We start from the raw sequence: 24,111 nt of genomic DNA, 5'->3' as shown, positions 1-24,111 counted from the left end.
GTCAGTCCACCAGTTGCGAGGTAATGTGATTGAGTTGGGCGAGTGTTTCTTCGAGCGCTACCGGCCCGCGCAGGTCCTGGCGCAGGAAACGGTTGATGCTGTCGTTCAGTTGTACCGCCAGGTCAGTGACCGGGTCGGCACCGGCCTGGTATTCACCCAGGCGCAGGAGCATTTCCACCTGTTTGTAGGCCGCCATCAACTGGCGCAGGCGATTATTGGCCTGGACATGCTCGCGGCTGGTGACGTTGCCGAGGATCCGGCTGATGCTCGCGGACACGTCAATGGCCGGATAGTGCCCACGCTCGGCCAACTTGCGCGACAGCACGATGTGCCCGTCGAGCAACGACCTGACTTCGTCGGCGACGGGATCGTTCATCGAGTCGGCCTCGATCAGCACGGTGTAGATGGCGGTGATCGAGCCGTTCTCGCTCATGCCCGCGCGCTCGACCAGTTGCGGCAGCAGGGTGTAGACCGAGGGGGGCAGGCCGCCACGTCCGATCGGTTCCCCGGCGGCGATGCCGATTTCGCGTTGAGCACGGGCAAAACGGGTGAGCGAGTCAATCAGCAAGAGCACTTTCATGCCGCGCTGACGGTAGGCTTCCGCGATAGCGGTGGCGGTGAAAGCGGCGCGCGCACGCTCCATGCTGGAGCGATCGGAGGTGGCGCAGATCAGTACCGAACGCCGGCGTAGTTCATCATCCAGTTCATGGTCGAGGAACTCGCGCAGCTCCCGTCCCCGTTCGCCGATCAGGCCGAAAACGATGACGTCGCAGTCCATGTTCCTGGCCATCTCCGCCAGCAGCGTGGTCTTGCCACAGCCCGCTCCGGCGAACAATCCGACACGCTGCCCTTCGCCCAACAGGATGGCGCTGTCGATGGCGCGAATACCGGTGGGCAGCGGGTTGCTGATGCGTGGTTTTTGCATCGGCGGCAGGGCATCGGCGATCACAGCTGTGGTGCTGCGACCATCATGGACATCGGCAAAGGCGCCGAGGCCGTCGCCCAGCAACGGTCGACCAAAACCATCGAGCACGCTTCCGAGCAACTGATCATCCACCCCTATGCGGTGCGCCATCCCAAGCGGTTGGATGCGGGCCCCGACTTGAATGCCGGCAGGGGTGCCAAGGGCACTGAGCAGTGTGCATTGATCGGTAAAACCGACAATTTCCGCCAGCATTGAGCTGCCGTCCGCCTTGCTGACTTCGCAAAGATCGCCAATCTTGGCCGCAGGCACCTGGCACTCCAGCAGTATCCCGCTCACCGCCGAAACCTTGCCGCTGACTCGCACGGCCGAACAACTGGCCAGCCGCGCGCGCTGTTGTCGAGCCCATTGTTCAAGCGCATCGGTCACCAGCTCACCTCGATATGCTGGTCGCCATCGAAGATGATTTTGTGCTCATCTATCCGCGTCAAACGCAGGCCCTGCACCACGTCGCCAACATAAATCTGCAGGCCGTCGGCGGTCACCAGGTGAGCATTGTTGCCAGCAATAATTTGCACCAAGGTGAACGGCAAGCTGGTCCTGACGATGCCGACTTGATCGACCATCGGGACCGTGGTGGGGTAGCGCTCTTTGAAACTCTTGAGCATTCGCTGATAGACCTCCAGCGCTTCCTCCTTGAGGTTGCCTTTGAGCACCAACCCTTCGTCAAGCTCCTCGACGGTGACCTCTGTGAGCAGGCGTTCCGCCAATTGAGTGGTCAGGAGCCGGCGGATCTGTTCCCGATCTTTCAGGCTGGTGCTACCGGAGGATTGGGCGGAAGCAGGCGCCGGGGAGGGTTGCGCCGGACTTTGAGGCGCCTTGGCCGCGGTAACCTTGACGGTGCTCGGCGGGGCTTCGGACTGGCTAAGGCCCCAGGCGCCACCGACCAGGCCTACGACCACGCCAGCGATCACCGCCGATATCAGCTTCAAGGAGGGCACGCCTGGCATCGATTTACGCGCGGGAGACGCTGACGACTGAGGCGGCTGGCCGTTGGCATCCGCAGGCGTGGCCAGAGCCGGTACGTCAGGCCAGGGCTCTTCGGCGGATGCCAGGCACAGCCAGACGTTTGCGACGGCGAACGGTTGGTTCGGCGTCAATGTGATAGCGTTTGACGCACGCCCTTCGTCGTCGTTGACCGGCATCTGTTCGGCCGCCAGGTTCCAGCCTTCCTCGGTTCTGCTCAACCGACAATGGAGCGAGGCGATGCCCGGGTCGTATAACGCCAGATCATGGTCGTCGTTGGCGCCGATCAGCCATTGGTCGCCAACCAACGGCAATGCAGCGCCCTGGTGCAGCCCATTCAATACTCGTAGTTCAAACATCGCGAAGGCACTCGACATCAAGCCGCATAGTCGTCTTCCAAGGGCAAAAATTCATTTTCCAGGTCGAAACGGCCGAGGACCTTCACCTCGGAGGCATTGGTAATCTCGGCAAAGGAGAGCACCGGCACGTGATGGAACTCGTCCTGCAATAACGTGCGTAGCGGAGCGCGCAGATCCTGGGCGACCAACATCACCGCACGTTCTGACGATCGCTGCGGGAAAGCCATGCGCAATTGTTGAACCAGCATCAGGCTGGATTCGCTGTTCAGGGCAAAGAACGTCTCGGTTTGCGTCTGACGCAGGCTGTCACGCAGGATGCCTTCGCTCTCAGGGGTGAACAGCCAGACGAGCAATCCCTCCTGGCTGCAATACTGGTTGTAGATCAACGACTTGAGGGCGATACGTACATAATCGGTGAGGGCCAGGACATCGCGCTCATGTTGCCCATGTTCGATCAAGGTTTCGGCGATCACCCGGATACCGCGCAGGGGCACGCATTCGGAAGCCAGCCGCTGCAGTACCTGAGAAAAACGCGCGAGAGGCATGACGCGCTGCAGCTCCTGGGCCAGTTCCGGCTGTTCTGTTTCCAGCCAGCCGAGGATCGCCTTGGTTTCCTGCAGCCCGATGAATTGCGGTCCGCAAATCTGCAGCGCGCGCTCCATGCGTTCGATAATCAGCGTACTGGGGCTGATAATTTCCACGTCGCAATTGTGCAGGTGTTCAGCATCGGCCGGTACCCAGATCCACTGGCTTTCCTGCCGTTCCGAACTGCCTTTGCTGTATTGCTGGTCGTTCTCAATGGCTTGTGAGGAGCCATCGATAGCCACCAGGGTCTCGCTGAACGTGGCCTTGAGTACAGGAACCTCGTACACCGTAAAGCGGAATTCATCCGGCTCCAGATGCGCCTGGTGTTCGATGATGAACGAGGGCAGCGTCAGCCCGAAGTTCACCACCAGGCGATTGCGCCGTTGACGAATCTCGCTGACCAGGGCTTCGATCCGCTCAAGACTCTGGCTGGGATGAAATTGCAGGACAAACTGGCGGCTGGGCAGGAACATTCGCAGGTCTTCCTGTCCGTTATTTTCCGGGGTTGTCGGGGCAGCTTGCTCTTGATTGCCCTTGGGGTTGGCGCGATTGATCTGCAACAGGCCGCCGCCGCAACAGATGATGGCGATCGTGATGAACACCAGGGTCGGCATCCCGGGCATGGCGGCGAAGCCGAGCATTGCTGCCGAGGCGATGATCCAGGCTTTGGGTTGGCTGGTGATCTGTTCGGCAATTTCACGGCCGATATTGGCCGGCCCGGCGGCATCTTCGTTCGGCACACGAGTGATGATCATGCCGGCCGTCACGGAGATCAGCAGCGCGGGGATCTGTGCAATGAGGCCGTCGCCGATGGTCAGTACCGAATACAGCTGCACGGCATCGCCGGCAGTCATGCCGTGTTGTATGACGCCAATGGTGATACCGCCAATCATGTTGATTGCGACGATGATCAGGCTGGCGATTGCGTCGCCGTTGACGAACTTCATTGCGCCGTCCATTGCGCCAAACAGCTGGCTTTCCTTGCCAAGCTCCGAGCGCCTGCGCTTGGCCTCGTGGACGCTGATGAGGTTGGCGCGTAAGTCGCTGTCGATCGACATCTGTTTACCGGGCATGGCGTCAAGCGTGAAGCGTGCGCCTACTTCGGCCACCCGTTCCGAACCCTTGGTGATGACCATGAAATTCACCACTGTCAGAATCATGAAAATCACCATGCCGACCGCCAGGTTTCCGCCCACCACGAATTGCCCGAACGCTTCCACAATGTGCCCAGCGTCCTGGTCCAGCAGAATCAGCCGGGTCGTGGCAATCGACAGGGCCAGGCGAAACATGGTTGTGATCAGCAGTACCGAAGGGAACGTCGAGAAGGCGAGTGGGCGAGGCAACTGCATGGCCAACATGATCAGCAGACAGGAGATGCAGATGTTCACCGCGATCAGAATGTCCACCAGCCAGGTGGGTATCGGGGTAATCATCATGAACACAATGGCCAGCACGATAAACGCGCCGACGACTTCTGAGCGGCGCATCGCCGCGAGTGCCAGACGGTTTAGCAGGTCGATAATCAGATTCATCAGGCCAGGTTCCCCTTGAGCTGGTTTTGCTCTTGCTGAGTGAGTTCGGCCATCAGCAACAACAGGTTCCCCAAGGCATTCTGTCGGGACTTGAGGTCTTGCCACAGCAAGATAGGCAGCTGTTGGAGCATCGGGCGCAGGCCGTTGAGAAATGACAACTGATGCTTGAGTTGCGCGCCGCCGATAAATTGCGTGAGTTGCAAGGTTTCCTGCAGGTTCATGCCCTTGCCCGAGAGTACGAGCAAGTGTTTGAGAAACGTCGGTGCGCTCACCTGCAGTTGCGGGTTCTTGTCACGCATGCGCCCGAGCAGGTGTTCGCAGCTTTTAAGCAGAGTTGATACATGCCTGGCGGTATTCACGCCATGCATCAGGGTGCGTAATTGCTGGCGAGGGCTCGATGGATTGGCTGAGGCAAGGTCGTCGGCAATGGCACGACGCAGGTCGCGCAAGGTCGGCTCGAACTGTGCTTCGCCATCCTCTTGACCCAGTAGCGTGTCGATGAGGCTGGTTATGGTGGGCTGGCCTACGACGCCGTTGTAATACAGCTCCCGCAGATTTTTGCGTCGCTGCGAGTCCAGCCCCGCTCTGGAAAAGGCCCGGGCCGTATTGACACCCGCGCGGGCTCTGTTGCCATGGCGCTGCCTGAGTGCGCTGGCGTGATCCGATAGCGCCTGGTGCTCATCCCGGGCACCCTCGTGATGCGCTTGTTTCATTGCGGCTTGCAGCATGACATGCGCTTTGGCCGGGTCCCCGCCAGCGAAGGCGAGCACCCGGCCAAGCATCGACTCATCAGAGCGTTGACGTTTCAGGGTCTGGCGCAGGGTACGCACTGCTTCATCCAGCCTTCTGTCATTACTGCCCATCAGCATCTGATAAAGCTCACCGAGCTTCATCGCCTTTGATTGCAAGACGGTACCGCCGATGACCAGCTCACGCTGGCTGAGCTCCTTGCTTTGTTGGATCAATGCGGAGGTGAATCGCGCCACCTGTTGTGGCGTGGTGCCCTGGTCTTTTGCGATGTGCGACGCCGTCTGCGTAGCGGATAACGCTGGGCGGGCGCTTGCCGGATTGACCGAATGAATCGCGACTGGGGTGAAACCGGGGATTTTCATGGGACGGCATCGATGCAAAGAGTCATGCGCAGTGAGTGGCGCAAACCCGCCATCGGGTTCCTGAAGTCAGCGCTTTCGCGTGGGCGTGCATAAATGCGTGACGACTTCGATCGGTTTATGCAAAAGATTGCACGAACAGAAAAAAACTTAAAAAAATCTTCATGAAGAACAGTGGCTTAGATCGCGCAAACGGTTGGCACGCATATCGCTCTTACAGCCGGACTTACCTTCAAATGGTTATTGTCCATGTGTGTAATCAACTCGATCACGTATCCGGCTCCGGCTTCTCTCCTTCGTCAGCTCGATCGCAGGATGGTGCAGAAGGTGCGGTTGTTTATCAGGGCAAAGGTCGCGAACCCTGATGATGCGGAGGATCTGCTCCAGGCAACCTTCCTCGAAGCGCTACGTAACGAACACAAGTTTCGGCACGACTCGCTGCTGCTGACCTGGCTCTGCGGCATCGCGCTCAACCTCATTCGCAGCCATTTCAGGCGCCTCTACAACCAGCCGTTTCATGACGACCTGCAAGAATGCGGCGTATTGGAGATGGCCGACAGTCGCGATGTTGTATCCGAGGTCAGTGGCTTGCGTCAGCTGGTGCGAGTCTTTCGTGCGATGGAAACCTTGCCGCCGAATATGGAGGAGGTGATTCGGGTCGCGATGGAAATGGAAGGTAATTACCTGGAGACCGCCGCTCGGCTGGATATACCGGTTGGCACGGTGCGTTCGCGCCTGTCGCGGGCCCGCGAGCAACTCAAGCGGCGAGTCTCCAGCGAGTACTGAGCCCAGGCGAATCTGCGCCGCGGCGATAAGAACAGGGAACCTCTTTCGCCTCTGGCTCCACGCATTATTTAGATCCCATCTTCACGGAGTGCCCGGTATGCGAGTTTGCATCGCTTACATCCAGGGTCCTGATGACAGTTCGAAGGCCGGACAGGCTATTGCACGGGTTCCGAACTGGACACTCGAGACATCATCAGTAAGCGCCGGAAATGTGCGCGCGAACCTGGCTTGCAGCCGAACATTGCTTGTATTCAGGCCAACCGGTATTGAGTTGGCGTTGCAGGAAACGACCAGAGCGCTCATCGAAAAATCGCCTTCAGCCAAACGTCAGTTTGCTCGACTGATGAGGCGATTGTTCGATACCGGCCCTGTTTCGCAGTCCGCACATCAAACCGCTTTGCCTGAGCACTACGCCTTCGAACCGATCGTCACCGTATTCGCGAACCTGGAGCATTGATTTTGAGCTTGTCTATCTCTCCCATTCGTAGCGCCACCCCCGACACGCTCCCTGCGCCTGAAAACCACAATGAGCGGTTTAGTCGGCACGGCGGTTCAAATCCCGCAGTGGCAGGCGATATGTTCGCGGCTCGCCCCGAGCGACCGATCAATTTCGGCCCGCCTCCTGAGGTGTCTAACCGGCCTGTGTCTGCACAGAAGAGTGATGCCGAGCAAACCGACCTGATGATGCAACTGATGGAAGTCATCATGAAGGCCATCATGCAGTGGCTCCGTTCCTTGATGAATCAACAGGAAGGAGGCGGGGGAGGTGGGATTGCCCAGCCAGGGGGGCAACCCCACAACACGTTGATGGCGCAACCGGGTGGTTCTGCCGCCCCTGGCGGTGGCGTCAACAATGCCCAGGCCGGTGGTGTGGCTGGCAGTCCGGCCTTGAGCGGTCAGGGTGGGTTGCACTTGCCCGCGCAACTGGAGCCGTATCGCCAGGATATCGTGGATGCCTCCAATGCTACGGGTGTTCCGGGCAACGTGATAGCAGCGCAGATATGGGCTGAGTCCAGAGGCAACCTGAATTCCAGCAGCACCAATGTCAACGGCAAGACCGACGCTGGCTTGATGCAAGTCAACGCCGACACCTTCGCTCAATTGAAGAGAGACAATCCGGCGCTGCTTGGCAATGCCGACGTCAACAACCCCCGCGACAACATCATGGCGGGGGCCCTCTATTTGCGCGATCAGACCAATGCTTTCGGTGGCGACATCGGCGCAGGGCTGCGCGCCTATAACTCCGGCCCCGACAAGGTGAATCGCAACGATTTGGCGGATACCGGAGGGGTAGGGGATCCCGGTTATCCGGCCAATGTATTGCAATTCGCCGAGATCATTGCGAGCGGCAGAGGCCAACTGCCTGGCTGATAGACACGTCGCGTTTGCGCAGAACATAAACCCGCATGTAAGGAGTAGCACCTCATGGATATCAATAGAGCCGGCTCCCCCGTGCCACTGCGCACACTAGAGAGCCATCACGTTAACGATGCTCGATCAACGCATCTGGAGCGAAGCGGGGACGTATCGTCTGTTAATGGCGACAACTCTCCAGAGCTGGCCGCGTTGAAGGACAAACTTAACAACCTGTTCGAACCCCACAGGACGGCTGAGAACCATGAGGCCATCAATGCCTTGATTCATGATCGCGCCGTTGAATTGCAGGAAATGGGAGAGACGCCGGAGACGCTCGAGGCGTTGCTCGACAAGGCGGCGCGCATGGATCGTGTCACGGCTCCGATACAAGGTGCGGTGGCTTCCGTGCCCTTTGCGGCGGCCTCGGTTGTTTTGGACAAGGTGCCTGAGGTGACGGCTCATGTTGCCAATAATCCAGCCTTGACCGGCTTTGTGGCGGGCTCTTTTTCCGGTGCGATGGATGCAGTAGGCGGTGGTCTGCTGGCGAGAGCCACGCACGACACTTATTGGCTGAAGCCGCCGCCGGAAACCTTGGAGCCGGTGATGCAGCAAGCCTTGACCAGCAAAAAGGAGCAAACCAGGGTGAGTAACGCTGGGGAGGCTGCGCTGTCCTGGCAGACCTTCAGTGCTCGAAATGCTGTGCGCTTGGGGGTAGCGGGCGTCATGAATGCCACAGTCGGACCGAAGGCTGCCTCGGCGGTTGATACGGCGATCGCCTCAGCGGGAGGTTTGGCTGCCGGCGCAGGTTATGCCCATCTTATGAACAAAAACGACTTGCAGGCCCATCGTGCCGGGCCCGCCTATCTTTTAGGCCGTACCGACTGGAAGACCCAATATCAAGCGCTGAAAGAAAGTACGGCACTGAGCCCGATGGCAAACGGTGCCAAGCGTATGGCCAAGCTTCCCCTGGACGTCGTGACCGGTACGGCAGAGGCTTTGAGTGGCGCGTTGTCCTTTCAAAGTCTGGTCTCCAACTTGGGCGTACTGGGTGGCGGCTTCGGTTTGGCATCGCTGGCTCGCGATGCGGCCAGAGATCTGGCAACCCAGAAAGGTCTGGGGCCAGGAGAGGTCGCTGCGGTAGACCACACGGTCAACCTCGCCATGTCGGCGCTTACTTTTGGTTCCTATGGGGTGGCCAGTATTGCAACCGAGCCCCTCAGCAATGCGGCCGTAAAAGTATTGCAAGAGGACGTTCCCGCCAAAGCGCAGGAAGTTGCTGATGCAACTCTAGAGGCCGGCAAGGCGCTGGCGCGAGGCGCTGTCACTACGGCGAGAGAATTAACGGACCGCGCGCTGGAGCATCGCAGACTCAGAGAGGGCGGAGGTGCGACGGAGGATCCCGTCTGATTTCACGCGTCTCGGATGATGTCGATAGGCTGTAGTCAGGGCTATGAGCATGCGCTTGGCATTTATGCCAAGCGCTTTTTGTCGCAGCAAATGGCGGGGCATTTTTAACGCTGTAAAACACCTGACTAAATGTAAGGCACCAGGGTGATAGGCACCACCCTGTATTTCCAGCCTCAGATGCCCTTTATGTGATCCGATCTGTCTATCTAGCCCAGCGTTGAAGCTGATCCAGTCTGGCCTCAATACCCGCTTGCTGTGGGGCTGGCAGCGAAGCAACTTGTCGGATCGCGGAAGATAGCGGGTTGATCATCGGCAACGAGGGTGTGTAGCTCGTTGCATATAAGCTCTCCATTGCGCTTACATGTTGCTCGAGCGCGGCGCCTCGCTCTTGTTCGGGTAGGTGTTGCAACCCATGCAGGTTCATATTCCTCAAGGTCCAGGCCATCTGGTCTTTTGTTGTCGTCGTCATTCTCATCGGCTGGGCCGACGTGACGACATCGCGCAATTTGCTTGATGCCGCCAAGCCTGTAGTGGCCAAGGCCGGCGTACGTGTGAGATTCAATAACGGCGAAATTGCGCTCGCGAGGCCCATGCTTTGATGGGGTGAAGTATCAATTAATGCTAGAGACTGCTCGATCGTTTTTTTCAAGTGCCCAACGTCTCGAGTGCCGGTGCTTAATTCTGAAAGTTGGCGTTGCAAATAGGTTGCGAGGCGGCGACTCAGTTTTTCATGATCTGCAGGGTGTAGGGGGGAGGCTAATAACCCCAAGGCATCGTCTATTGCCTGGGGGGCAGCGCGTCCATGACCAGCATTGAACTGGCGGAACAATTGCTGCAATTGTTTATGCTCCTGGCCGGCGGTGGGCAAGGTCTGGTGATAGGCGCGCGCTGTGCTGGCGAGCGCAGCCTTGTCTTTCGCAGGCAAATGACTGGCCACCTCAAGAAGCATTTCTGGCGGAACATTGCCCAAAGGGCTGGGCCGGAGTGAGTGGGCTGCAGATGAATGCTCAAACTGAATACCCGTCAAGAGTGACGCGCGTGGATGATCAGCAGGGGCATGCGGTCGTATTGATGATGAGTCTCTTGCGGTATCTTGCGCATTGTTTGAATGAGCCGCGGGGCCATCGGTAGCCGGCTGGGGCGGTGATGGATCTACCGTGGTGGCGTCCATATGATTGTTGCGCACGCGGGAAATACAGTTACCACCCATTGTGATCACTTCCTCAGTATTAAATCCAATGAGTGGTTCCAGATTCTCTGCGGGTTCCCATGTCGATCAGCCATTCGTAGCCCCGAATCTTCAGTCAAAGGGGCGCCGCCAAAGGCGAGTAACTCCGCGCATACAATCTGTTACCGAGCACTTTGAGGACAGCGTTGCGCATCGGAGTCGGCCACGCTCGCATTTTATCCCGGGCTGCACATTGCTTTTGCGTCCATTCAACGCGATGTCTGCGTCTGGCGGTGTAAGTCGCGAGCGCGCCATCTGGGCTCTTTGCTGCGGCTATAGACGCTGCCAATACCAGCGCATCCTCAAGCGCCATGCCCGCGTTCTGCGCCATACTCGGTGAGGCTGCGTGAGCCGCATCTCCAATGAGCACAACACGTCCTTTTACCCAATCGTCCATGACGACTTGTTCTATTTTGCTGAAATGCACCAGGGTGCCGGCAGGTATCTCCGTAATGAGCGGCAAAATAGGACCGGAAAAATCGTTGAACAGCGTTGGCAGCGATGCTTGCGCAGTTGCGCTCTGAATGTCCTGGGAGGCGAGCGCGGTATCGGCGTATACATAGATGTCATTGGCGTTTACCGGAATTGCGAGCAACGCTTTGCGATGACCCAGCATCGCCGTCCAGCTATCAATTGCCGTGGTGTTACGCGTTATGAAACGCCAGCTGACATTGCCGACGTAGGTCGGATTGATCGCCGGAAACAGCATGCCGCGTACCGATGAACCAATACCGTCAGCACCGATGACAATGTCATAAGTGGCGGATGAGCCATCGGAAAAGTTCACCTGGCATGTCGTGGCTGATTGCTCGATTGCTTCTACCGCCAATCCAAAACGTAGCTGAGTCCGAGACAAGGATTGACGCAGAATGCCGTGTAATTCGGCGCGAGGCAGCGAGAGGCAGGGCCCACATGATCCCCACACGTCTTGGGTCTGTGTCACAGATAACTGCCTGCCGTTTTTGTCGAGGATGCTCTGGGTGCGGATGAAGGCGGCGGCACTTTGAACACGGTCGAGCAGGCCCAGCTGCTTGAGTGCGCGGCCAGCGTTTCCCGGCAGGAACAGTCCTGAGTCACCGCAGCTTTCGTCAGGGCGGCGTTCAACCAAATCTGCCTGGTAGCCTTTGAGCTCAAGCGCCCTGGCCATGGAAAAACCGGCGATTCCGCCACCGACAATCAAAATTTTCATCCACAAGCCCTTAGTCATGTTAAGTCTTTGTTACAACAGCCGAAGTTGGCACCTTGTTCCGTCGATGTAATGCAGTTATCAGGTTGGGCTGCTTCTCCGGCTTGACGATGAATGGAACAGCGTCCATTCCGAAGGGCTACACATCCACACCTTTGTCAAATCGATAAGTGGTTCCACTGTTACAAACAGTTCCCTGCGTTGTGTGAACGCAAGCATTCTCTCGGCAGTGCCCGCTTAAATTAAGCAGTGCGCGGCGACCGGTGGTTCACTTGGACACGCCGCCTGATTGCGGCGAGCGCGGCTTGGCTGGGTCGGAGGAGTACATGTCCTCAAGTTGATTTCAATCAAGGGCCGCGCAGGGGGGGCTTACCATGATCGCCAAGATCCTAAGGTGTCCTTCAAGGCAGGCCGCCTCTTGGCCGGGTTACTGGTGTGCCTGGCGCTGGCGTTCCATCCCAGTGACGAGTGCCATGTGTGCGGCATGGTCATCACTGACTTTCCCGGGCCCAAGGGCGCGGCGGTCGGGGCAGGGGGCGTGAAGAAGTTCTGCTCGCCGGCGGAGATGCTGGGCTGGTGGCTGCACCGGAAAACCATCGGGCCGACGTCAAACTGTATGTCCATGACATGGGCCGCAGTCATTGGGCTACGCCGGATGACGCCCACCTGATCGACGCCCGCACCGCCTACTTCGTCATCGGCAGTGAGCTCGAAGGCGCCATGGGCGTGGTACTGGCCTCGTTATCCGATCCCCAGGCGGCACAAAAACTCGCCAGCGATACCGGCGGCCGGGTGCTGCGCCTGGAAGACATCGACCAGAAACTGCTGGGGCAGGCAAGCGCGATGGCGCCGATGAGTCACTGATACCTGGCAATGTTGCTTGTATGCCGAACCGCCTTTGTGGAGAGGGAGCTTGCTCCCGCTGGGCTCTGTAGGAGCTGTCGAGTGCAACGAGGCTGCGATCTTTCCCCAAACGCTTGAGTCTCAAGCGAAAGATCAAAAAGATCGCAGCCTTCGGCAGCTCCTACAACCGAGCGGGAGCAAGCTCCCTCGCCACATTGCGCATCAACCTCATCCCATGGAAGCGTCCACCCACTACCCAAGTAGCATTCGTCGCGCCGCCGCAGCTTCGTACACTCAGGGCTCCTATCACGCACCCGCCGGAGGCGACGATGCAGCAGGCCCAGAGCGAGGGTGTGGTGAGCGCCATGTCCCAGGCGAGCGACGTCCAGCAGGTGGCCCAGGCGCTGGCGCGGCAGTTGTTGCACCCGCACCTGGGGTTCGTGCTGTTTTTCTGTTCAGCCGAATACGACTTGCCGGCCCTGGGCCAGGCGCTGTCCCAGAGTTTCGGCGGGATTCGCCTGGTGGGCTGCACCAGCGCCGGGGAAATCACCCCCCAGGGCTACGGCCGCAACTGTGTGACGGCAGTGGGTTTCGATCATCGGCACTTTTCCATTGCCGCCGAGCTGATCGGGGAAATGGAGCACTTCAGCCTGATCGACGCCCAGCAAATGGTCGAGCGCCTGGCCAGCGGTTGTCGCAGCAACGCCTTGGCGCCGATCAAGGGCCATAGTTTCGCCTTGACCCTGCTCGATGGCTTGTCCAGCCGCGAGGAAATGGTGCTGGCGGCCTTGAGCGCCGCCCTGGGGGACATCCCGCATTTCGGCGGTTCGGCCGGCGATGACAACTACCTGACCCACACCCACGTCTACTTCGAAGGCCAGTTCCACAGTGGCGCGGCCGTGGTGGTGCTGATCAACACCTGGCTGGAATTCGAAGTCTTCACCACCCATCACATCCTGCCCCGCCAGGAAAAACTGGTAGTGACCGGTGCGGACAGCGCCTCGCGACGGGTCTATGAGCTCAACGCCGAACCCGCCGCCGAGGAGTATGCCAGGCACATCGGCGTACCGGTGAGCGCGCTCGACTACCGGGTGTTCGCCGCCCATCCCTTGGCCGTGCGCATCAATGACCAGTACTACGTACGGGCGATCCAGCAGGTGCACCCGGACTTGAGCCTGAGTTTCTACTGTGCGGTGGAGACCGGCATTGTCCTCACCGCCATGACTCCCGGTCCCTTGCTGCACAACCTGCAAACGCTGTTCGACGGTTTGCAGGCGCGCCTCGGCGACTTGCTGCTGACCATCGGCTGCGATTGCTTCCTCCGGCGCCTGGAGTTGGAAGATCGTGGCGGCCTGGAGCAGATCGGCCAGTTCCTGCGGGAACAACGGGTGATGGGGTTCAACACCTATGGAGAACAGTTCAATGGCATGCACATCAACCAGACGTTCACCGGAGTTGCCATTGCCCGACATCGCGTCCCCGGCCATCGCTGACCTACAGGCTCAGCTCGCCAGTCTGCAGCACGAAAACCGCAAGTTGCGGCGCATCAACGAGGCGCTGATCGAGCGGGTGGAGTCCGGCGTCACCCGGGGCAACGACCCCTATGCGGCGTTTCAACACTCGGTGGTGCTGGCCGAGCAGGTGCGTGAGCGCACCGATGCCCTGAACCAGGCCATGGCCGAACTCAAGGCCGGCAATCACTTGCTGGGCGAGGCGCGGCTGCGGGCGGAAACCGCCCATCGACACCTGATCGATGCCATCGAAAGCATCTCTGACGCGTTTGTGCTGTTCGACGAGCAGCAACGCATCGTCCTGTTCAACAGCCGCTTCAAGGCCTTCTGGGCCAACAGCCGGGTACGGATCATCGCCGGCATGCGCCTGTCCGAGGTCAAGCGCCTGATGACCGCCAACGGCCTGTTCAGCGAAGAACCCCGGGGCCAGGCCGACGAGCACGTGTTGTATCGCTTGCAGAACGGGCGTTGGCTGCAAGTCAGCGAGCGGCCGACCCAGGAAGGCGGGCGGGTGATCCTGTTTACCGACATCACCGACGTCAAGCTCAGCGAAACCGTGCGCCGCGAGCAGGCCATTGCGCAGAAATCCCATTTGTTGCAGCGGGCGGTGGACAACCTGTCCCAGGGCGTGGCGATGGTCAATGCCCAAGGCGTGCTGGAGCTGTGGAACCGGCGCTTCCTCGAGCTCAGCGGCCTGGCGCCGGTGGCGGCCCACCGGCCGTTCAACGAAGTGATTGCCGACAGTGAGCTGCAACTGCTGACCCCGGCCAGCCGCGACAGCAACGGCCGGCTGATCCACGAATGCGAGCAGCGCCTGTCCGATGGCCGGGTGCTGGAGATTCGCACGCATCCGTTGCCCACCGGTGGCTACGTCAACACCTTCACCGACATCACCGAGCGCTACCAGCACGCCGAGGCACTGAGCGAAAGCGAGCGCTGGATCCGGCTGATCACCGACCATGTGCCGGCGCTGATCGCCTACCTCAACGCCGACCTGGTCTATGAGTTCACCAATAAGGTCTACGAGCAATGGTATTGCTGGCCCCGTGGCGTGATGCTCGGCCAGAGCCTGCGCGAAGCCCATAGCGAGCAGCATTACCAGCGCCTGGAAGCCTACGTGGCCCGGGCGCTGGCGGGTGAGAGCGTGACGTTCGAATTCGCCGAGACCAACATCAACAACCAGGAGCGCTACATGCTGCGCTCCTACGTGCCGAACCGTTTGGCCAATGGCGAAGTGGTCGGGATTTTCGTGCTGATCCGCGACATCACTGAACGCCGTCGCACCGCCGAAGCCTTGCACCAGGCTTACCAGAACCTGGAGCAGCGGGTCCAGGAGCGCACCGCCGAACTGACCACACTCAATGACCAGTTGCTGCGCGAGATCGACGAGCGCAGCCGGGTGGAGTTGCGCCTGCGGGAGGCCAAGCGCGAGGCCGAGCAGGCCAACCTGTCCAAGACCAAATTCCTCGCGGCGGTCAGCCATGATCTGCTGCAACCGCTCAACGCTGCCCGGTTGTTCACCAGTGCCTTGCTTGAGCGCCGTGAGCCGGTCGCCAACGCGCAACTGGTGCGCAACGTCAGCAATTCGCTGCAGGACGTGGAGAACCTGTTGGGCACCCTGGTGGACATCTCCAAGCTGGACGCCGGGGTGATCAAGGCCGATGTCGCGCCGTTCGGCCTCAGTGAGTTGCTGGACAACCTGGCCGCCGAATACGCCCAGATCGCCCGCAGCGAAGGGTTGGAGCTGCATTTTGTCGGCTGTTCGGTGCTGGTGCGCAGCGACATGCAACTGCTCGCGCGGATCCTGCGTAACCTGCTGAGCAATGCCATTCGCTATACCCCCAGCGGGCGGGTGGTGCTGGGCTGTCGCCGACATCGCCAGCGCGTGTCGATCCAAGTCTGGGACAGCGGCATCGGCATCGCCGAGAACCGCCTGGAGGAAATATTCCAGGAGTTCAAGCGCGGTGACGTGCAGCGCCCGAACCAGGACCGTGGGTTGGGCCTGGGCCTGGCGATTGTCGAGAAAATTGCCGGGATCCTCGGACACCGGATCCAGGTGCGCTCCTGGCCGGGCAAGGGCTCGATGTTCGCCATCGACGTGCCGCTGAGCGCCACCGCGCCCAAGCCGTTGCCGTGCCTGGACATGAGCGAGCCGATGCTCGAACGACTGCGTGGGGCACGGGTCTGGGTGCTGGATAACGACGCGGCGATCTGCGCCGGCATGCGCACCTTGCTGGAGGGCTGGGGGTGTCGGGTGGTGACCGCGCTGTCGGAACAGGATCTGGCCCGCCAGGTGGACAACTACCACGCCGAGGCGGACCTGCTGATCGCCGACTATCACCTGGACCACGATCAGAACGGCGTCGATGCCGTGGCCCGGATCAACGCACGCCGGGCCTCACCGATCCCGGCGATGATGATCACCGCCAACTACAGCAACGAACTCAAGCAGCAGATCCGCGAGCGCGGGCACACCCTGATGCACAAGCCGGTACGGCCGATGAAGCTCAAGATTGCGATGAGTCACCTGTTGGGCCAGCTCCCGAACCATTGAGCCGGACACCGTTTGTGGCGAGGGGATTTATCCCCGTTGGGCTGCGAAGCAGCCCCAGGACCTGTCAGACGTACTAAATTGTCAGGTTTTAGGGCCGCTTCGCGCCCCAGCGGGGATAAATCCCCTCGCCACAGGAAAGTGTTAACCATGTCCCCCGGTCCAAACAGGGGGGACCGGTTCACCGCCGCAGATAAGCCCCGAAATCAATATCCCCGGCACTGAGGATCGCCTGCACCCGGTTGTGCACATTGAGCTTGCGCAGGATCGCCGAGACGTGGGCCTTGACCGTGGTTTCGGCGATATCCAGGGTGTAGGCGATCTGCTTGTTCGACTCGCCCTTGGTCATGCGTTCGAGCACCAGCAGTTGCTTACGGGTCAAGGCCTGGAGCAGTTCCGGCGGGAACGCCGGGGTTTCGTTCAGGCGCCGGCCCACCGGGCTCTTTTGCGTGCGGATGATGTCCGGCGGCAGGTACACGTTGCCGTTGAGGATCTGCTCGATGGCGTCAGTCATCTGCGAGCGTGGCGAGGATTTGGTGATGAAACCCACCGCGCCATAGGTGATGGCCTGCAACACCACTTGCTTGTCCTGCTCGGCGGAGACGATGACCACCGGAATGGTCGGTGCCTCGTTGCGCAGGTTGATCAGGCCATTGAGCCCGTGCATGCCGGGCATATTCAGGTCCAGCAGGATCAGGTCCAGGTCGTCGTGCTCGGCGGTCAATGCCAGGGCACTGTCCAGGTCGGCGGTTTCCATGACCTCGCTGCCAGGAAAACCGTCGCTGATGACGTTGTGGATGGCTTCGCGAAACAGTGGGTGATCGTCGGCTATCAGGATTTTATACATGGCCATTCACCTCGTTATTGTCGTGTGGGGCAGGGCAGTTGCGCGCATTTCTTTGCAAAATCAGGGAAAGGGTTCGGGGCGGGCCGCTTGCAGGGGCAGGTTGGCCGCCTCCCAGGCATCGAGGCCATCGCGATACCAGTACACTTGCTTATAGCCCATGGCAGCGGCGCGTTTTACCGCGTTCCAGCTCAACCAGCAATCGGCGCGGCAATAAAAGACCAGCGGTAGATCCAGCCGCCCGCCAGTGGCCGTGCGCAGGTGATGGCTGAAGTAGTCCTGCCAGGTCGGGTCGAGATCGCCATCACCGGTATTGGCCAGCCACAAGCTGCCGGGGAGGTTGGCGTGGGGTTCGTTGTCGATGAAACGCCCTTGGACCCACGGACGACGATAAACGTCGATCAGCAGCGGGGGCGAGGCTTGGCCGAGCAGGCGTTGCAGGGCCTGGGTGTCGAGGGTCTGGGCGCCGTCGACGGTGGCGGGCGTCGGGCTGCGGTATTGGGCGATGCGGTAGCCCTGCGCTGAAAACAGCGCGGTCTCGGCCTGGGCGACATTCAGTGCCAGGCCCAGCAAGAGGATCGCCAGCAAACGGGGCATAGGATTTATCCTTTTTGTTATGCGCCCATTACATGCCAGGGTCGAGGTCTTGTGAATGCGACCATAGACAGGAAAACCGGTACTAAAGTAGTAATTTTAGCCATGGGGCCCTGCGCAGACCCCCTGTGGGATATTAGGCTGGGGCAGGATCAATTGGCCTTGCGCAACGCCGCATGCTGCGGATTGAACGTCCACACCGCCAGCAGCGCGAACACCAGGGTCAACCCCACGCATACCGCCATCGCCAGGAGGTTGAACTGCTCATACAGCGCAAAGCGCACCAATTCCACGCCATGGGTGAACGGGCTCACCGCGCAAAGCCAGTACAGCCAGGGGCTGGCTTCCTGCATTTTCCACAGTGGATACAGCGCCGAGGACAGAAAGAACATCGGGAAGATCACGAAATTCATCACTCCGGCAAAGTTCTCCAGTTGCCGGATGGCATTGGACAGCAACAAGCCCAGGGCGCTGAGCATGAGGGCTACCAGCAGCAAGGCTGGCAAGGCCAGCAGCAGGCCCATGGTCGGTGGCTGGATGCCGTACAGCCAGGCGATGGCGAGAAAGGCGTAGACCTGTAACAGCGAGATCAGTGAGGTCGCCAGCAACTTGCTCGCCAGCAGGAAAGCCCGGGGCAGGGGGCTGGTGAGCAGGACGCGCATGCTGCCCATTTCCCGGTCATAGACCATCGACAGCGAGCCCTGCATGCCGTTGAACAACAGGATCATGCAGGCCAGCCCCGGCACGATGTACACCTCGTAGGGAATGTAGGTGTCATAGGGCGCGATGATGGCGATGCCCAGCGCCGCGCGAAAGCCCGCGGCGAACACCAGCAGCCACAGCAGCGGCCGGACCAGGGCGCTGAGCAGCCGGGTGCGTTGCAGCACGAAGCGCAGCCATTCGCGCACCACGATGCCGCTGAAACAGTGCCAGTACGCGTTCATGGCCGGACTCCCGAGGCGGTCAAATGGTTGAAGGCCGAACCGAGGGTGCCACCGTGTTCCTGGCTCACCGCGTCGGCCTGGCCGCTGGCGACCAGGCGGCCCTGGTGCACGATCAACAGGTCGTCGTCGGGTTGCACTTCGTCCAGCAGGTGAGTGGTCCAGAGCACGCTGATGCCCTGTTCGCTGCACAGTTGCCGAACGTGCAGGCCGAGGGCGAGACGGCTGGCCGGATCGAGACCGACGCTGGGTTCGTCCAGCAATAACAGGCGCGGTTCATGGAGCAGGGCGCGGGCGATTTCCACCCGGCGTCGATGGCCGCCATTGAGGTCGCGCACCCGCTCGTGGCGGCGCTCGGTCAGGTGCTGGCGGGTCAGTTCGGCATCGATGCGGGCACTGCCTTGGCGCCGCGAAAAACCATGCAGCGCCAGGTGATAGCGCAGGTTCTGTTCGATGCTCAGGTCCAGGTCCAGGGTGCTTTGTTGGAACACCACGCCCAACTGGCGCAAGGCCGGTCGTGGCGCCTTGTGCAGGGAGTGGCCACCGACGCGGATATCGCCCCGTTGCAGGTCGTACAGGCGCGTGAGCAGGGCGATCAGCGTCGACTTGCCGGCGCCGTTGGGCCCCAGCAGCGCGGCGAAACGGCCGGCGGGCAGGCTGAAACTCATCTGCTTGAGGGCTTCGCGCGGGCCATAGGCAAAGCTCAAGTCGCTGACTTCCAGGGCGTTCATGGCGTGACCACCACGCCCCAAGGGTAGCGCCCGACTTTCACCGACTTCAGGACTTTGCGGCTCTCTACATCGATCACCGAGACATCGCCACTGACGCCATTGGTTGCCAGCAGTTGCTTCTGGTCCGGGGTGAACGCCAGTTGCCAGACGCGCCGGCCCACGAGCAGGTAATCCAGCACTTCGAAGGTCTTGGCGTCGATCACCGCCACATGGTTGGCCGGACCCAGGGCGACGAACGCCAGCTTGCCGTCGGCGCTGAGCTTGATGCCCACCGGCTGCACCTTGTCGGGGTGGACACCCTTGATCTGGAACGTCAGGGTCTTGAGCACCTGGCGCGTGGCGACGTCGAGGACGGTCAGCGTGCCACCGATCTCCGCCGAGGCCCAGAGCTGCGTTCCGTCACGATTGAACTCGACGAAACGTGGCCGTTGGTCCACCAGGGTGTTGTCGGCCAGGGTCTGGGTGCTGGTGTCGATCCAGTGCAGCATGTTCGTGGTTTCACTGGTGTTGACCGCCCACTTGCCGTCGGGGCTGACAGCCATGCCTTCGGGCTCGACACCCACGCCGATCTGGCCCAGCACTTCGGAGGTATGGGTGTCGATCACTGTCACCAGCGCATCGTCTTCGTTGGACACGTAGAGCCAACGGTCGTTGGGATGCAGGGCGAATTGCTCGGGATCCTTGCCCGAAGGCAACTCCTTGACGATCTTGCGGGTGGCGACGTCCATCACCTGGACCCGGTCCGAATCGCTGGCGCAGATGTAGAGCAGGCGATTGTCATGGGACAGCAACAGGCCGCGGGGGCGCTGGCCCACGGGCAAGGTCTCGATGACTTCCAGGCTCTGCATGTCGATCAGGCTCAGGCTGTTGTCTTTTTCGTTGGAGACCCAGGCGATGCTGGCAGCGGCGGGATCGGCAGCCAGCAGAACAGCACCCAGGGCGAGGACTTGGCAGAGCAGGGCCGGTTTGAACAGCGGGCGGCGCATGGCGGTTTTCCTTATTGTTGTTATCGATCAGGGGTAACGGCAGCTCACTTCGGGCCGGTCATAGCCCAGGCTGTCCATTTCATTGGAGGGGTGCAGAAAACCGTCCTGGGGCGAGGTGCTGACCAGCGCCCGGGGCTGGACCAGGGGAATCGGTTGGCGTAGTTGGCCATTCCACGACCGGTAGCTGAGCTTGCGTCCCTTGAAGCCGTCCAGGGGCAATTGGTCGCTGAGGGCCAGTTGGCGGAGGGCGAACGGGTCGGTCTGACGCAGTTTGCTCACGGCGCTGGCGATGCTGCGCACGGCGATCCAGGCGGCGAAGTCACGGTCGTTCATCCAGCGCCCGGCGAGGGCTTCGAAGCGTTTTTGCAACTGCGCCGCGCCGTAGGTTTCCACGGTCTTGTGCCAGCCGGTGGGCGTCAGCCCTTGGGTGCCGGCCACTGGCCGTGGGTACCAGGTCTGGTAGGGCAGGTATTCGCCGAAGTCGCCGCGCTCGTCAGCCACCAGCACCACGTCGTATTCGGCGGTCTGGGTGAACAGCGGCATGTCGGCCTGGGCGCTGCGGCGCTGGTCATTGTCGAACTGCCAGGCCTTCTCGGCGACGATCTTCATGCCGAAGCGTTTCATGGCCCGGCGCAATGCAGTGGCATAGGCCTGGTCCTCGGGTGTCTGGCCGACGATCAGCAGGGCCCGCTGCCATTTGCGCACCACGCTGAACTGCACCAGGGCATCGGCGAGCATGGCTCGATCGGGCAGGCTGTGCAGCACGTTGCCCAGGCAATCGGTGGTGCGCAGGCTGTCGTCGGGGCTGCCGGCGTTGAACAGCAGGCTGTCGGGCAGGGCGGCGCTGAGATCGCGCAGACTGGCGGCCGGTGCATTGACCACGAACAGCCGCAGTCCTTGGTCGTGTTGGGCGCGGGCAGCCTGGAGCAGGGCTTCGGGGGTGTCGACGCTGGCACTGTCCAGGCGATAGTCGTGCTTGAGGAAGCGCCCGGTGCTGTTGCTGTCGATGATCGCCAATTCGGCGCCGCGCTGCCCGGCATCGGCAGGCTCGGCAATGACATTGGATAACAGCGGGCCGGGGTCGGGGCGATAACCCAGGTAGCCGATGCGTACTTGCAACGGCGTGGCATCGCCCGCGTGAGCGGTCGCCGCTGCCAGCAGAAAAACCAGGGCGTAACTGACGAGCCGGCGCATGACGTCCTCCATTGCGGGTAGCGCCAGCATAGGAAGGCTATGGCCCTGGGGAAATATGCAGAAAGTACCGCCGGGGCAGTACCAAGGTAGTAACTCGCGTTGGAAGCCGGGGTTTTAGGATGCAAGGCATCGTCATTGCCCAGGAAGGGACAGACCATGCGGATTCTCAAGACCCTGCTGCTGACGTTGCTGCTGATCCTGAGCTTGATCGGGGTGGATCGTCCCCAAGCCTGGAACTCTCCAACCCCTCCTGTGGGAGCGAGCTTGCTCGCGATAGCGTTGGTTCAGTCGGCCTCGGTATCGGCTGTGCCGCCGTCATCGCGAGCAAGCTCGCTCCCACAGGGTGGGGGTATCAATTCAGGGTTGGAGCACTAGCCATGTCGGCCCTATGGCGCATCAACCTCTGGGTGTCAGCCTTCTTCGCCCTGGTCACCCTGGCTTGTGCCGTCTTGCTGTTGCACCAGGCCACAGCCGATGTGAAGCGAGAATTGCAATCGGCCGAGTCGGTGGTGCATTACCTGCGTGAAACCGCCGAGCGCGACCCGGCCAGTCTCCAGCCGCGGTTGACCGGCAGCCTGCGTCATGTGCGGGTCCGTTGGCTTTCCCCTGGGGAACGGTTCCCCGCGGATGAAGACGGGATGAAAGCCTGGCTCGGCCGCCAGCTACTGGACGACGGCCCCGCGGCCCAGGTGGTGGCGTTGCCTGACGGTCGGCGGGCCTGGATTGCCGTCGATCCGCGGGACGAAATCGACGAGATTCTCGATTCGTTGGTGCAACTGTTGTACGTCTGCGCCTTGGCGCTGTCGCTCAGCCTGTTGGTGATCCGCTGGGCGGTACGCCGGGGTATGCGTTTGCTCGATGAATTGCTGCAGGCACTGCGTCAGGTGTCTGCCGGCAACCTGCAGGTGCGCCTGGGCATTGAAGGTGTTCCGGAAGCGCAGCAACTGGCGGGGCATTTCAATCGCATGACCGCCGCCCTGGCCGCGGCCCAGGCCGATAACGCCCGGCTCACCCAGGCCTTGCTGGCCGTGCAGGAACAGGAGCGCACCCGGCTGGCCCAGACCCTGCACGACGACCTGGGCCAATACGTGGCCGGCATTCGTGCCCGCGCCTGCCTGTTGCGCCTGGTGATGGATCAGCCGCCGGTGCTGGAGCAGACCGTCAGCCAGCTCGAAGACCATTGCGAGCATTTGCAACAAGGTTTCCGGGCGCTGGTGCATGACTTGTACCCGGTGGTGTTGCAGCACCTGCCATTGTGCGAAGCCATCGGGCTCTTGGCCGGGCAATGGCAGGCCAGCCAGGGCATCGCCTGTCAGCTGCGGATCGACGAAGCCTTGCCGCCCATGTCCGGATCGGACAAGACCCACCTGTATCGCCTGTTGCAGGAAGCACTCACCAACGTTGCCCGGCATGCCGGTGCCACGCAGGTAAGGATTCGCCTGCAACATCGCGCCGGGCGCCTGCGCTTGCTGGTGCGCGACAACGGCCGCGGTGCGACGCAGCCACCGCGCGCCGGTGTGGGCTTGCACTCGATGTCCGAACGGGCGCGCAGCCTGGGCGGGGAGTTGCGCATCATCAGCCAGCCTGGCGCCGGTTGGGCGCTGGCCTTGAATATTGCCCTGGAGGCGTGATGAACATTTTGTTGGTGGATGACCATGCGGTGGTTCGGCAGGGCTATGCCAGCCTGCTACGGGCGCTGATGCCGGACCTGCAGGTCCGCGAAGCAGCCACCGGTGAAGAGGCGCTGAGCCTGGTGCAGGAACAGGTGCCGCACCTGCTGATCATGGACTTTGGCCTGCCCGGTATCAGCGGTCTGGAAACCACCCGCCGGCTACGCCAGCGCCTGCCGCAACTGCGGGTGCTGTTCTTCAGCATGCACGACGAATTGCCGCTGGTGCGCCAGGCATTGGACGCCGGCGCCGCGGGCTATCTGACCAAGAATTCGGCGCCCCAGGTGTTGGTGGAAGCGGTACGCCGAGTGCTGGCCGGTCATGCCTACATCGAACAGTCCCTGGCCACGCAACTGGCCTGCGCCAGCTCCCGGCAGGATGTCGACCCGCGCCTGCAATGCATGACCCAGCGGGAGTTGGAGATCTTCGTCATGCTCGCCAAGGGCACACCGGCGCGCACCATTGCCGAGCAGCTGTGCATCAGCGCCAAGACCGTGTCCAACCACCTGACGTTGCTCAAGAGCAAGTTGCAGGTCAGCTCCCATGCCGAGTTGGTGCACTTGGGGATTGATATGGGGGTGGTGCGGGTGGCGGGGTGAATCCCTGGTTCCACTGCGATGGTCAACGGTGGTGAGGGGATTTATCCCCGCTGGGCTGCGAAGCAGCCCCAAAACCTGACAACTCGGTGTGTCAGATTCACTGAGTGAGCTGCTCCAGGGGCTGCTTCGCAGCCCAACGGGGATAAATCCC

20 protein-coding genes and 1 pseudogene are annotated in these 24,111 nt (G+C 61.1%); 9 read left to right on the top strand and 12 right to left on the bottom strand.

Going from position 1 to position 24,111, the window contains the following annotated elements:
- Window position 1 precedes the first annotated feature (1 nt).
- The 4 genes from BLP82_RS02085 to sctW are packed head-to-tail and all read right to left on the bottom strand — an operon-like array spanning window position 2 to window position 5,536.
- Window positions 2-1,351, bottom strand: coding sequence for a FliI/YscN family ATPase (locus BLP82_RS02085; RefSeq protein ID WP_092164898.1), 1,350 nt, complete (start codon window positions 1,349-1,351; stop codon window positions 2-4).
- A complete protein-coding gene (locus BLP82_RS02080) occupies window positions 1,348-2,307 on the bottom strand; it encodes an FHA domain-containing protein (RefSeq protein WP_092165029.1) in 960 nt (319 codons plus the stop codon). The genes BLP82_RS02085 and BLP82_RS02080 overlap by 4 nt, the downstream gene beginning before the upstream one ends.
- 17 nt (window positions 2,308-2,324) lie before the next feature.
- Window positions 2,325-4,424, bottom strand: coding sequence for a type III secretion system export apparatus subunit SctV (sctV, locus tag BLP82_RS02075; protein WP_092164896.1), 2,100 nt, complete (start codon window positions 4,422-4,424; stop codon window positions 2,325-2,327).
- Window positions 4,424-5,536 carry a type III secretion system gatekeeper subunit SctW gene (sctW, locus tag BLP82_RS02070; protein WP_092164894.1) on the bottom strand — a complete coding sequence of 371 codons (1,113 nt, stop codon included), beginning with the start codon at window positions 5,534-5,536 and terminating at the stop codon, window positions 4,424-4,426. The genes sctV and sctW overlap by 1 nt, the downstream gene beginning before the upstream one ends.
- A gap of 246 nt (window positions 5,537-5,782) precedes the next feature.
- On the opposite strand from sctW, the gene BLP82_RS02065 reads away from it, so the two are divergent.
- The 4 genes from BLP82_RS02065 (at window position 5,783) to BLP82_RS02050 (ending at window position 9,082) form a co-directional block, all read left to right on the top strand.
- Window positions 5,783-6,319, top strand: a complete 537-nt coding sequence (locus BLP82_RS02065; RefSeq protein ID WP_092164892.1) for an RNA polymerase sigma factor — start codon at window positions 5,783-5,785, stop codon at window positions 6,317-6,319.
- 97 nt (window positions 6,320-6,416) lie between these two features.
- The gene (locus BLP82_RS02060; RefSeq protein ID WP_092164890.1) at window positions 6,417-6,776 is read left to right on the top strand and encodes a hypothetical protein; all 360 of its coding nucleotides are present in this window, start codon (window positions 6,417-6,419) and stop codon (window positions 6,774-6,776) included.
- 119 nt (window positions 6,777-6,895) lie between these two features.
- Complete coding sequence (locus BLP82_RS02055) at window positions 6,896-7,690, top strand: lytic transglycosylase domain-containing protein (RefSeq protein ID WP_092164888.1); 795 nt, start codon at window positions 6,896-6,898, stop codon at window positions 7,688-7,690.
- 54 nt (window positions 7,691-7,744) lie between these two features.
- Window positions 7,745-9,082, top strand: a complete 1,338-nt coding sequence (locus tag BLP82_RS02050) for a hypothetical protein (protein WP_092164886.1) — start codon at window positions 7,745-7,747, stop codon at window positions 9,080-9,082.
- Between the two features lie 202 nt (window positions 9,083-9,284).
- On the opposite strand, the gene BLP82_RS02045 is transcribed toward BLP82_RS02050, so the two are convergent.
- Both BLP82_RS02045 and BLP82_RS02040 read right to left on the bottom strand, forming a co-directional pair.
- The gene (locus BLP82_RS02045; RefSeq protein ID WP_092164884.1) at window positions 9,285-10,031 is read right to left on the bottom strand and encodes a hypothetical protein; all 747 of its coding nucleotides are present in this window, start codon (window positions 10,029-10,031) and stop codon (window positions 9,285-9,287) included.
- Window positions 10,032-10,386: 355 nt separating this feature from the next.
- The gene (locus BLP82_RS02040) at window positions 10,387-11,499 is read right to left on the bottom strand and encodes an FAD-dependent monooxygenase (protein ID WP_092165027.1); all 1,113 of its coding nucleotides are present in this window, start codon (window positions 11,497-11,499) and stop codon (window positions 10,387-10,389) included.
- Window positions 11,500-11,890: 391 nt separating this feature from the next.
- Here BLP82_RS02040 and BLP82_RS02035 point away from each other — a divergent pair.
- The 3 genes and pseudogenes from BLP82_RS02035 to nahK all read left to right on the top strand — a co-directional run bounded on the left by BLP82_RS02035 (window position 11,891) and on the right by nahK (window position 16,404).
- A pseudogene (locus BLP82_RS02035) lies at window positions 11,891-12,360 on the top strand (nitrous oxide reductase accessory protein NosL).
- A gap of 308 nt (window positions 12,361-12,668) precedes the next feature.
- Window positions 12,669-13,832, top strand: coding sequence for a nitric oxide-sensing protein NosP (gene nosP, locus BLP82_RS02030; protein WP_092164882.1), 1,164 nt, complete (start codon window positions 12,669-12,671; stop codon window positions 13,830-13,832).
- Complete coding sequence (gene nahK, locus BLP82_RS02025) at window positions 13,762-16,404, top strand: hybrid sensor histidine kinase/response regulator NahK/ErcS' (protein WP_256326633.1); 2,643 nt, start codon at window positions 13,762-13,764, stop codon at window positions 16,402-16,404. The genes nosP and nahK overlap by 71 nt, the downstream gene beginning before the upstream one ends.
- Before the next feature lie 178 nt (window positions 16,405-16,582).
- Here the strand turns inward: nahK and BLP82_RS02020 are convergent, their stop codons facing one another.
- The 6 genes from BLP82_RS02020 to BLP82_RS01995 all read right to left on the bottom strand — a co-directional run bounded on the left by BLP82_RS02020 (window position 16,583) and on the right by BLP82_RS01995 (window position 21,691).
- The gene (locus BLP82_RS02020) at window positions 16,583-17,248 is read right to left on the bottom strand and encodes a response regulator transcription factor (protein WP_072405723.1); all 666 of its coding nucleotides are present in this window, start codon (window positions 17,246-17,248) and stop codon (window positions 16,583-16,585) included.
- Window positions 17,249-17,308: 60 nt separating this feature from the next.
- Complete coding sequence (locus BLP82_RS02015; RefSeq protein ID WP_092164878.1) at window positions 17,309-17,842, bottom strand: PQQ-dependent catabolism-associated CXXCW motif protein; 534 nt, start codon at window positions 17,840-17,842, stop codon at window positions 17,309-17,311.
- A gap of 149 nt (window positions 17,843-17,991) precedes the next feature.
- Window positions 17,992-18,783: an ABC transporter permease gene (locus BLP82_RS02010; protein WP_060742605.1), complete on the bottom strand. Its 792-nt coding sequence runs from the start codon at window positions 18,781-18,783 to the stop codon at window positions 17,992-17,994.
- Window positions 18,780-19,511 carry an ABC transporter ATP-binding protein gene (locus tag BLP82_RS02005; RefSeq protein ID WP_092164876.1) on the bottom strand — a complete coding sequence of 244 codons (732 nt, stop codon included), beginning with the start codon at window positions 19,509-19,511 and terminating at the stop codon, window positions 18,780-18,782. Before BLP82_RS02005 ends, BLP82_RS02010 begins: the two co-directional genes overlap by 4 nt.
- Window positions 19,508-20,497 (bottom strand): YVTN family beta-propeller repeat protein, encoded by a 990-nt coding sequence (locus BLP82_RS02000; RefSeq protein ID WP_092164874.1) that lies wholly within the window; start codon window positions 20,495-20,497, stop codon window positions 19,508-19,510. Before BLP82_RS02000 ends, BLP82_RS02005 begins: the two co-directional genes overlap by 4 nt.
- A 27-nt stretch (window positions 20,498-20,524) precedes the next feature.
- Window positions 20,525-21,691 (bottom strand): ABC transporter substrate-binding protein, encoded by a 1,167-nt coding sequence (locus BLP82_RS01995; protein WP_092164872.1) that lies wholly within the window; start codon window positions 21,689-21,691, stop codon window positions 20,525-20,527.
- A 377-nt stretch (window positions 21,692-22,068) separates the two neighbouring features.
- Between BLP82_RS01995 and BLP82_RS01985 the strand changes: the two genes are divergently transcribed.
- Window positions 22,069-23,322, top strand: coding sequence for a HAMP domain-containing sensor histidine kinase (locus BLP82_RS01985; protein WP_092164868.1), 1,254 nt, complete (start codon window positions 22,069-22,071; stop codon window positions 23,320-23,322).
- Window positions 23,322-23,960, top strand: a complete 639-nt coding sequence (locus BLP82_RS01980) for a response regulator (RefSeq protein ID WP_092164866.1) — start codon at window positions 23,322-23,324, stop codon at window positions 23,958-23,960. Before BLP82_RS01985 ends, BLP82_RS01980 begins: the two co-directional genes overlap by 1 nt.
- The last annotated feature ends 151 nt before the right edge of the window (window positions 23,961-24,111 follow it).

The sequence above is a fragment of the Pseudomonas sp. NFACC37-1 genome (assembly GCF_900101575.1).
GTDB lineage: Bacteria > Pseudomonadota > Gammaproteobacteria > Pseudomonadales > Pseudomonadaceae > Aquipseudomonas > Aquipseudomonas fluorescens_AA.
Note: the sequence above shows the minus strand (reverse complement) of the source record. Positions and strands in the feature narration are given on the sequence as shown.

What these genes read in the sequence shown, in the direction of transcription:
- BLP82_RS02065 (WP_092164892.1), top strand. Translation starts at nt 5,783, where the DNA reads ATGTGTGTAATCAACTCGATCACGTATCCGGCTCCGGCTTCTCTCCTT.
- BLP82_RS02005 (WP_092164876.1), bottom strand. Translation starts at nt 19,511, where the DNA reads ATGAACGCCCTGGAAGTCAGCGACTTGAGCTTTGCCTATGGCCCGCGC.
- nosP (WP_092164882.1), top strand. Translation starts at nt 12,669, where the DNA reads ATGCAGCAGGCCCAGAGCGAGGGTGTGGTGAGCGCCATGTCCCAGGCG.
- nahK (WP_256326633.1), top strand. Translation starts at nt 13,762, where the DNA reads ATGGCATGCACATCAACCAGACGTTCACCGGAGTTGCCATTGCCCGAC.
- BLP82_RS02040 (WP_092165027.1), bottom strand. Translation starts at nt 11,499, where the DNA reads ATGAAAATTTTGATTGTCGGTGGCGGAATCGCCGGTTTTTCCATGGCC.
- BLP82_RS02020 (WP_072405723.1), bottom strand. Translation starts at nt 17,248, where the DNA reads ATGTATAAAATCCTGATAGCCGACGATCACCCACTGTTTCGCGAAGCC.
- BLP82_RS01985 (WP_092164868.1), top strand. Translation starts at nt 22,069, where the DNA reads ATGTCGGCCCTATGGCGCATCAACCTCTGGGTGTCAGCCTTCTTCGCC.
- BLP82_RS02050 (WP_092164886.1), top strand. Translation starts at nt 7,745, where the DNA reads ATGGATATCAATAGAGCCGGCTCCCCCGTGCCACTGCGCACACTAGAG.
- BLP82_RS02055 (WP_092164888.1), top strand. Translation starts at nt 6,896, where the DNA reads ATGTTCGCGGCTCGCCCCGAGCGACCGATCAATTTCGGCCCGCCTCCT.
- sctW (WP_092164894.1), bottom strand. Translation starts at nt 5,536, where the DNA reads ATGAAAATCCCCGGTTTCACCCCAGTCGCGATTCATTCGGTCAATCCG.
- BLP82_RS02015 (WP_092164878.1), bottom strand. Translation starts at nt 17,842, where the DNA reads ATGCCCCGTTTGCTGGCGATCCTCTTGCTGGGCCTGGCACTGAATGTC.
- BLP82_RS02045 (WP_092164884.1), bottom strand. Translation starts at nt 10,031, where the DNA reads ATGCTTCTTGAGGTGGCCAGTCATTTGCCTGCGAAAGACAAGGCTGCG.
- BLP82_RS02000 (WP_092164874.1), bottom strand. Translation starts at nt 20,497, where the DNA reads ATGCGCCGCCCGCTGTTCAAACCGGCCCTGCTCTGCCAAGTCCTCGCC.
- sctV (WP_092164896.1), bottom strand. Translation starts at nt 4,424, where the DNA reads ATGAATCTGATTATCGACCTGCTAAACCGTCTGGCACTCGCGGCGATG.
- BLP82_RS02010 (WP_060742605.1), bottom strand. Translation starts at nt 18,783, where the DNA reads ATGAACGCGTACTGGCACTGTTTCAGCGGCATCGTGGTGCGCGAATGG.
- BLP82_RS01980 (WP_092164866.1), top strand. Translation starts at nt 23,322, where the DNA reads ATGAACATTTTGTTGGTGGATGACCATGCGGTGGTTCGGCAGGGCTAT.
- BLP82_RS02080 (WP_092165029.1), bottom strand. Translation starts at nt 2,307, where the DNA reads ATGTTTGAACTACGAGTATTGAATGGGCTGCACCAGGGCGCTGCATTG.
- BLP82_RS02060 (WP_092164890.1), top strand. Translation starts at nt 6,417, where the DNA reads ATGCGAGTTTGCATCGCTTACATCCAGGGTCCTGATGACAGTTCGAAG.
- BLP82_RS01995 (WP_092164872.1), bottom strand. Translation starts at nt 21,691, where the DNA reads ATGCGCCGGCTCGTCAGTTACGCCCTGGTTTTTCTGCTGGCAGCGGCG.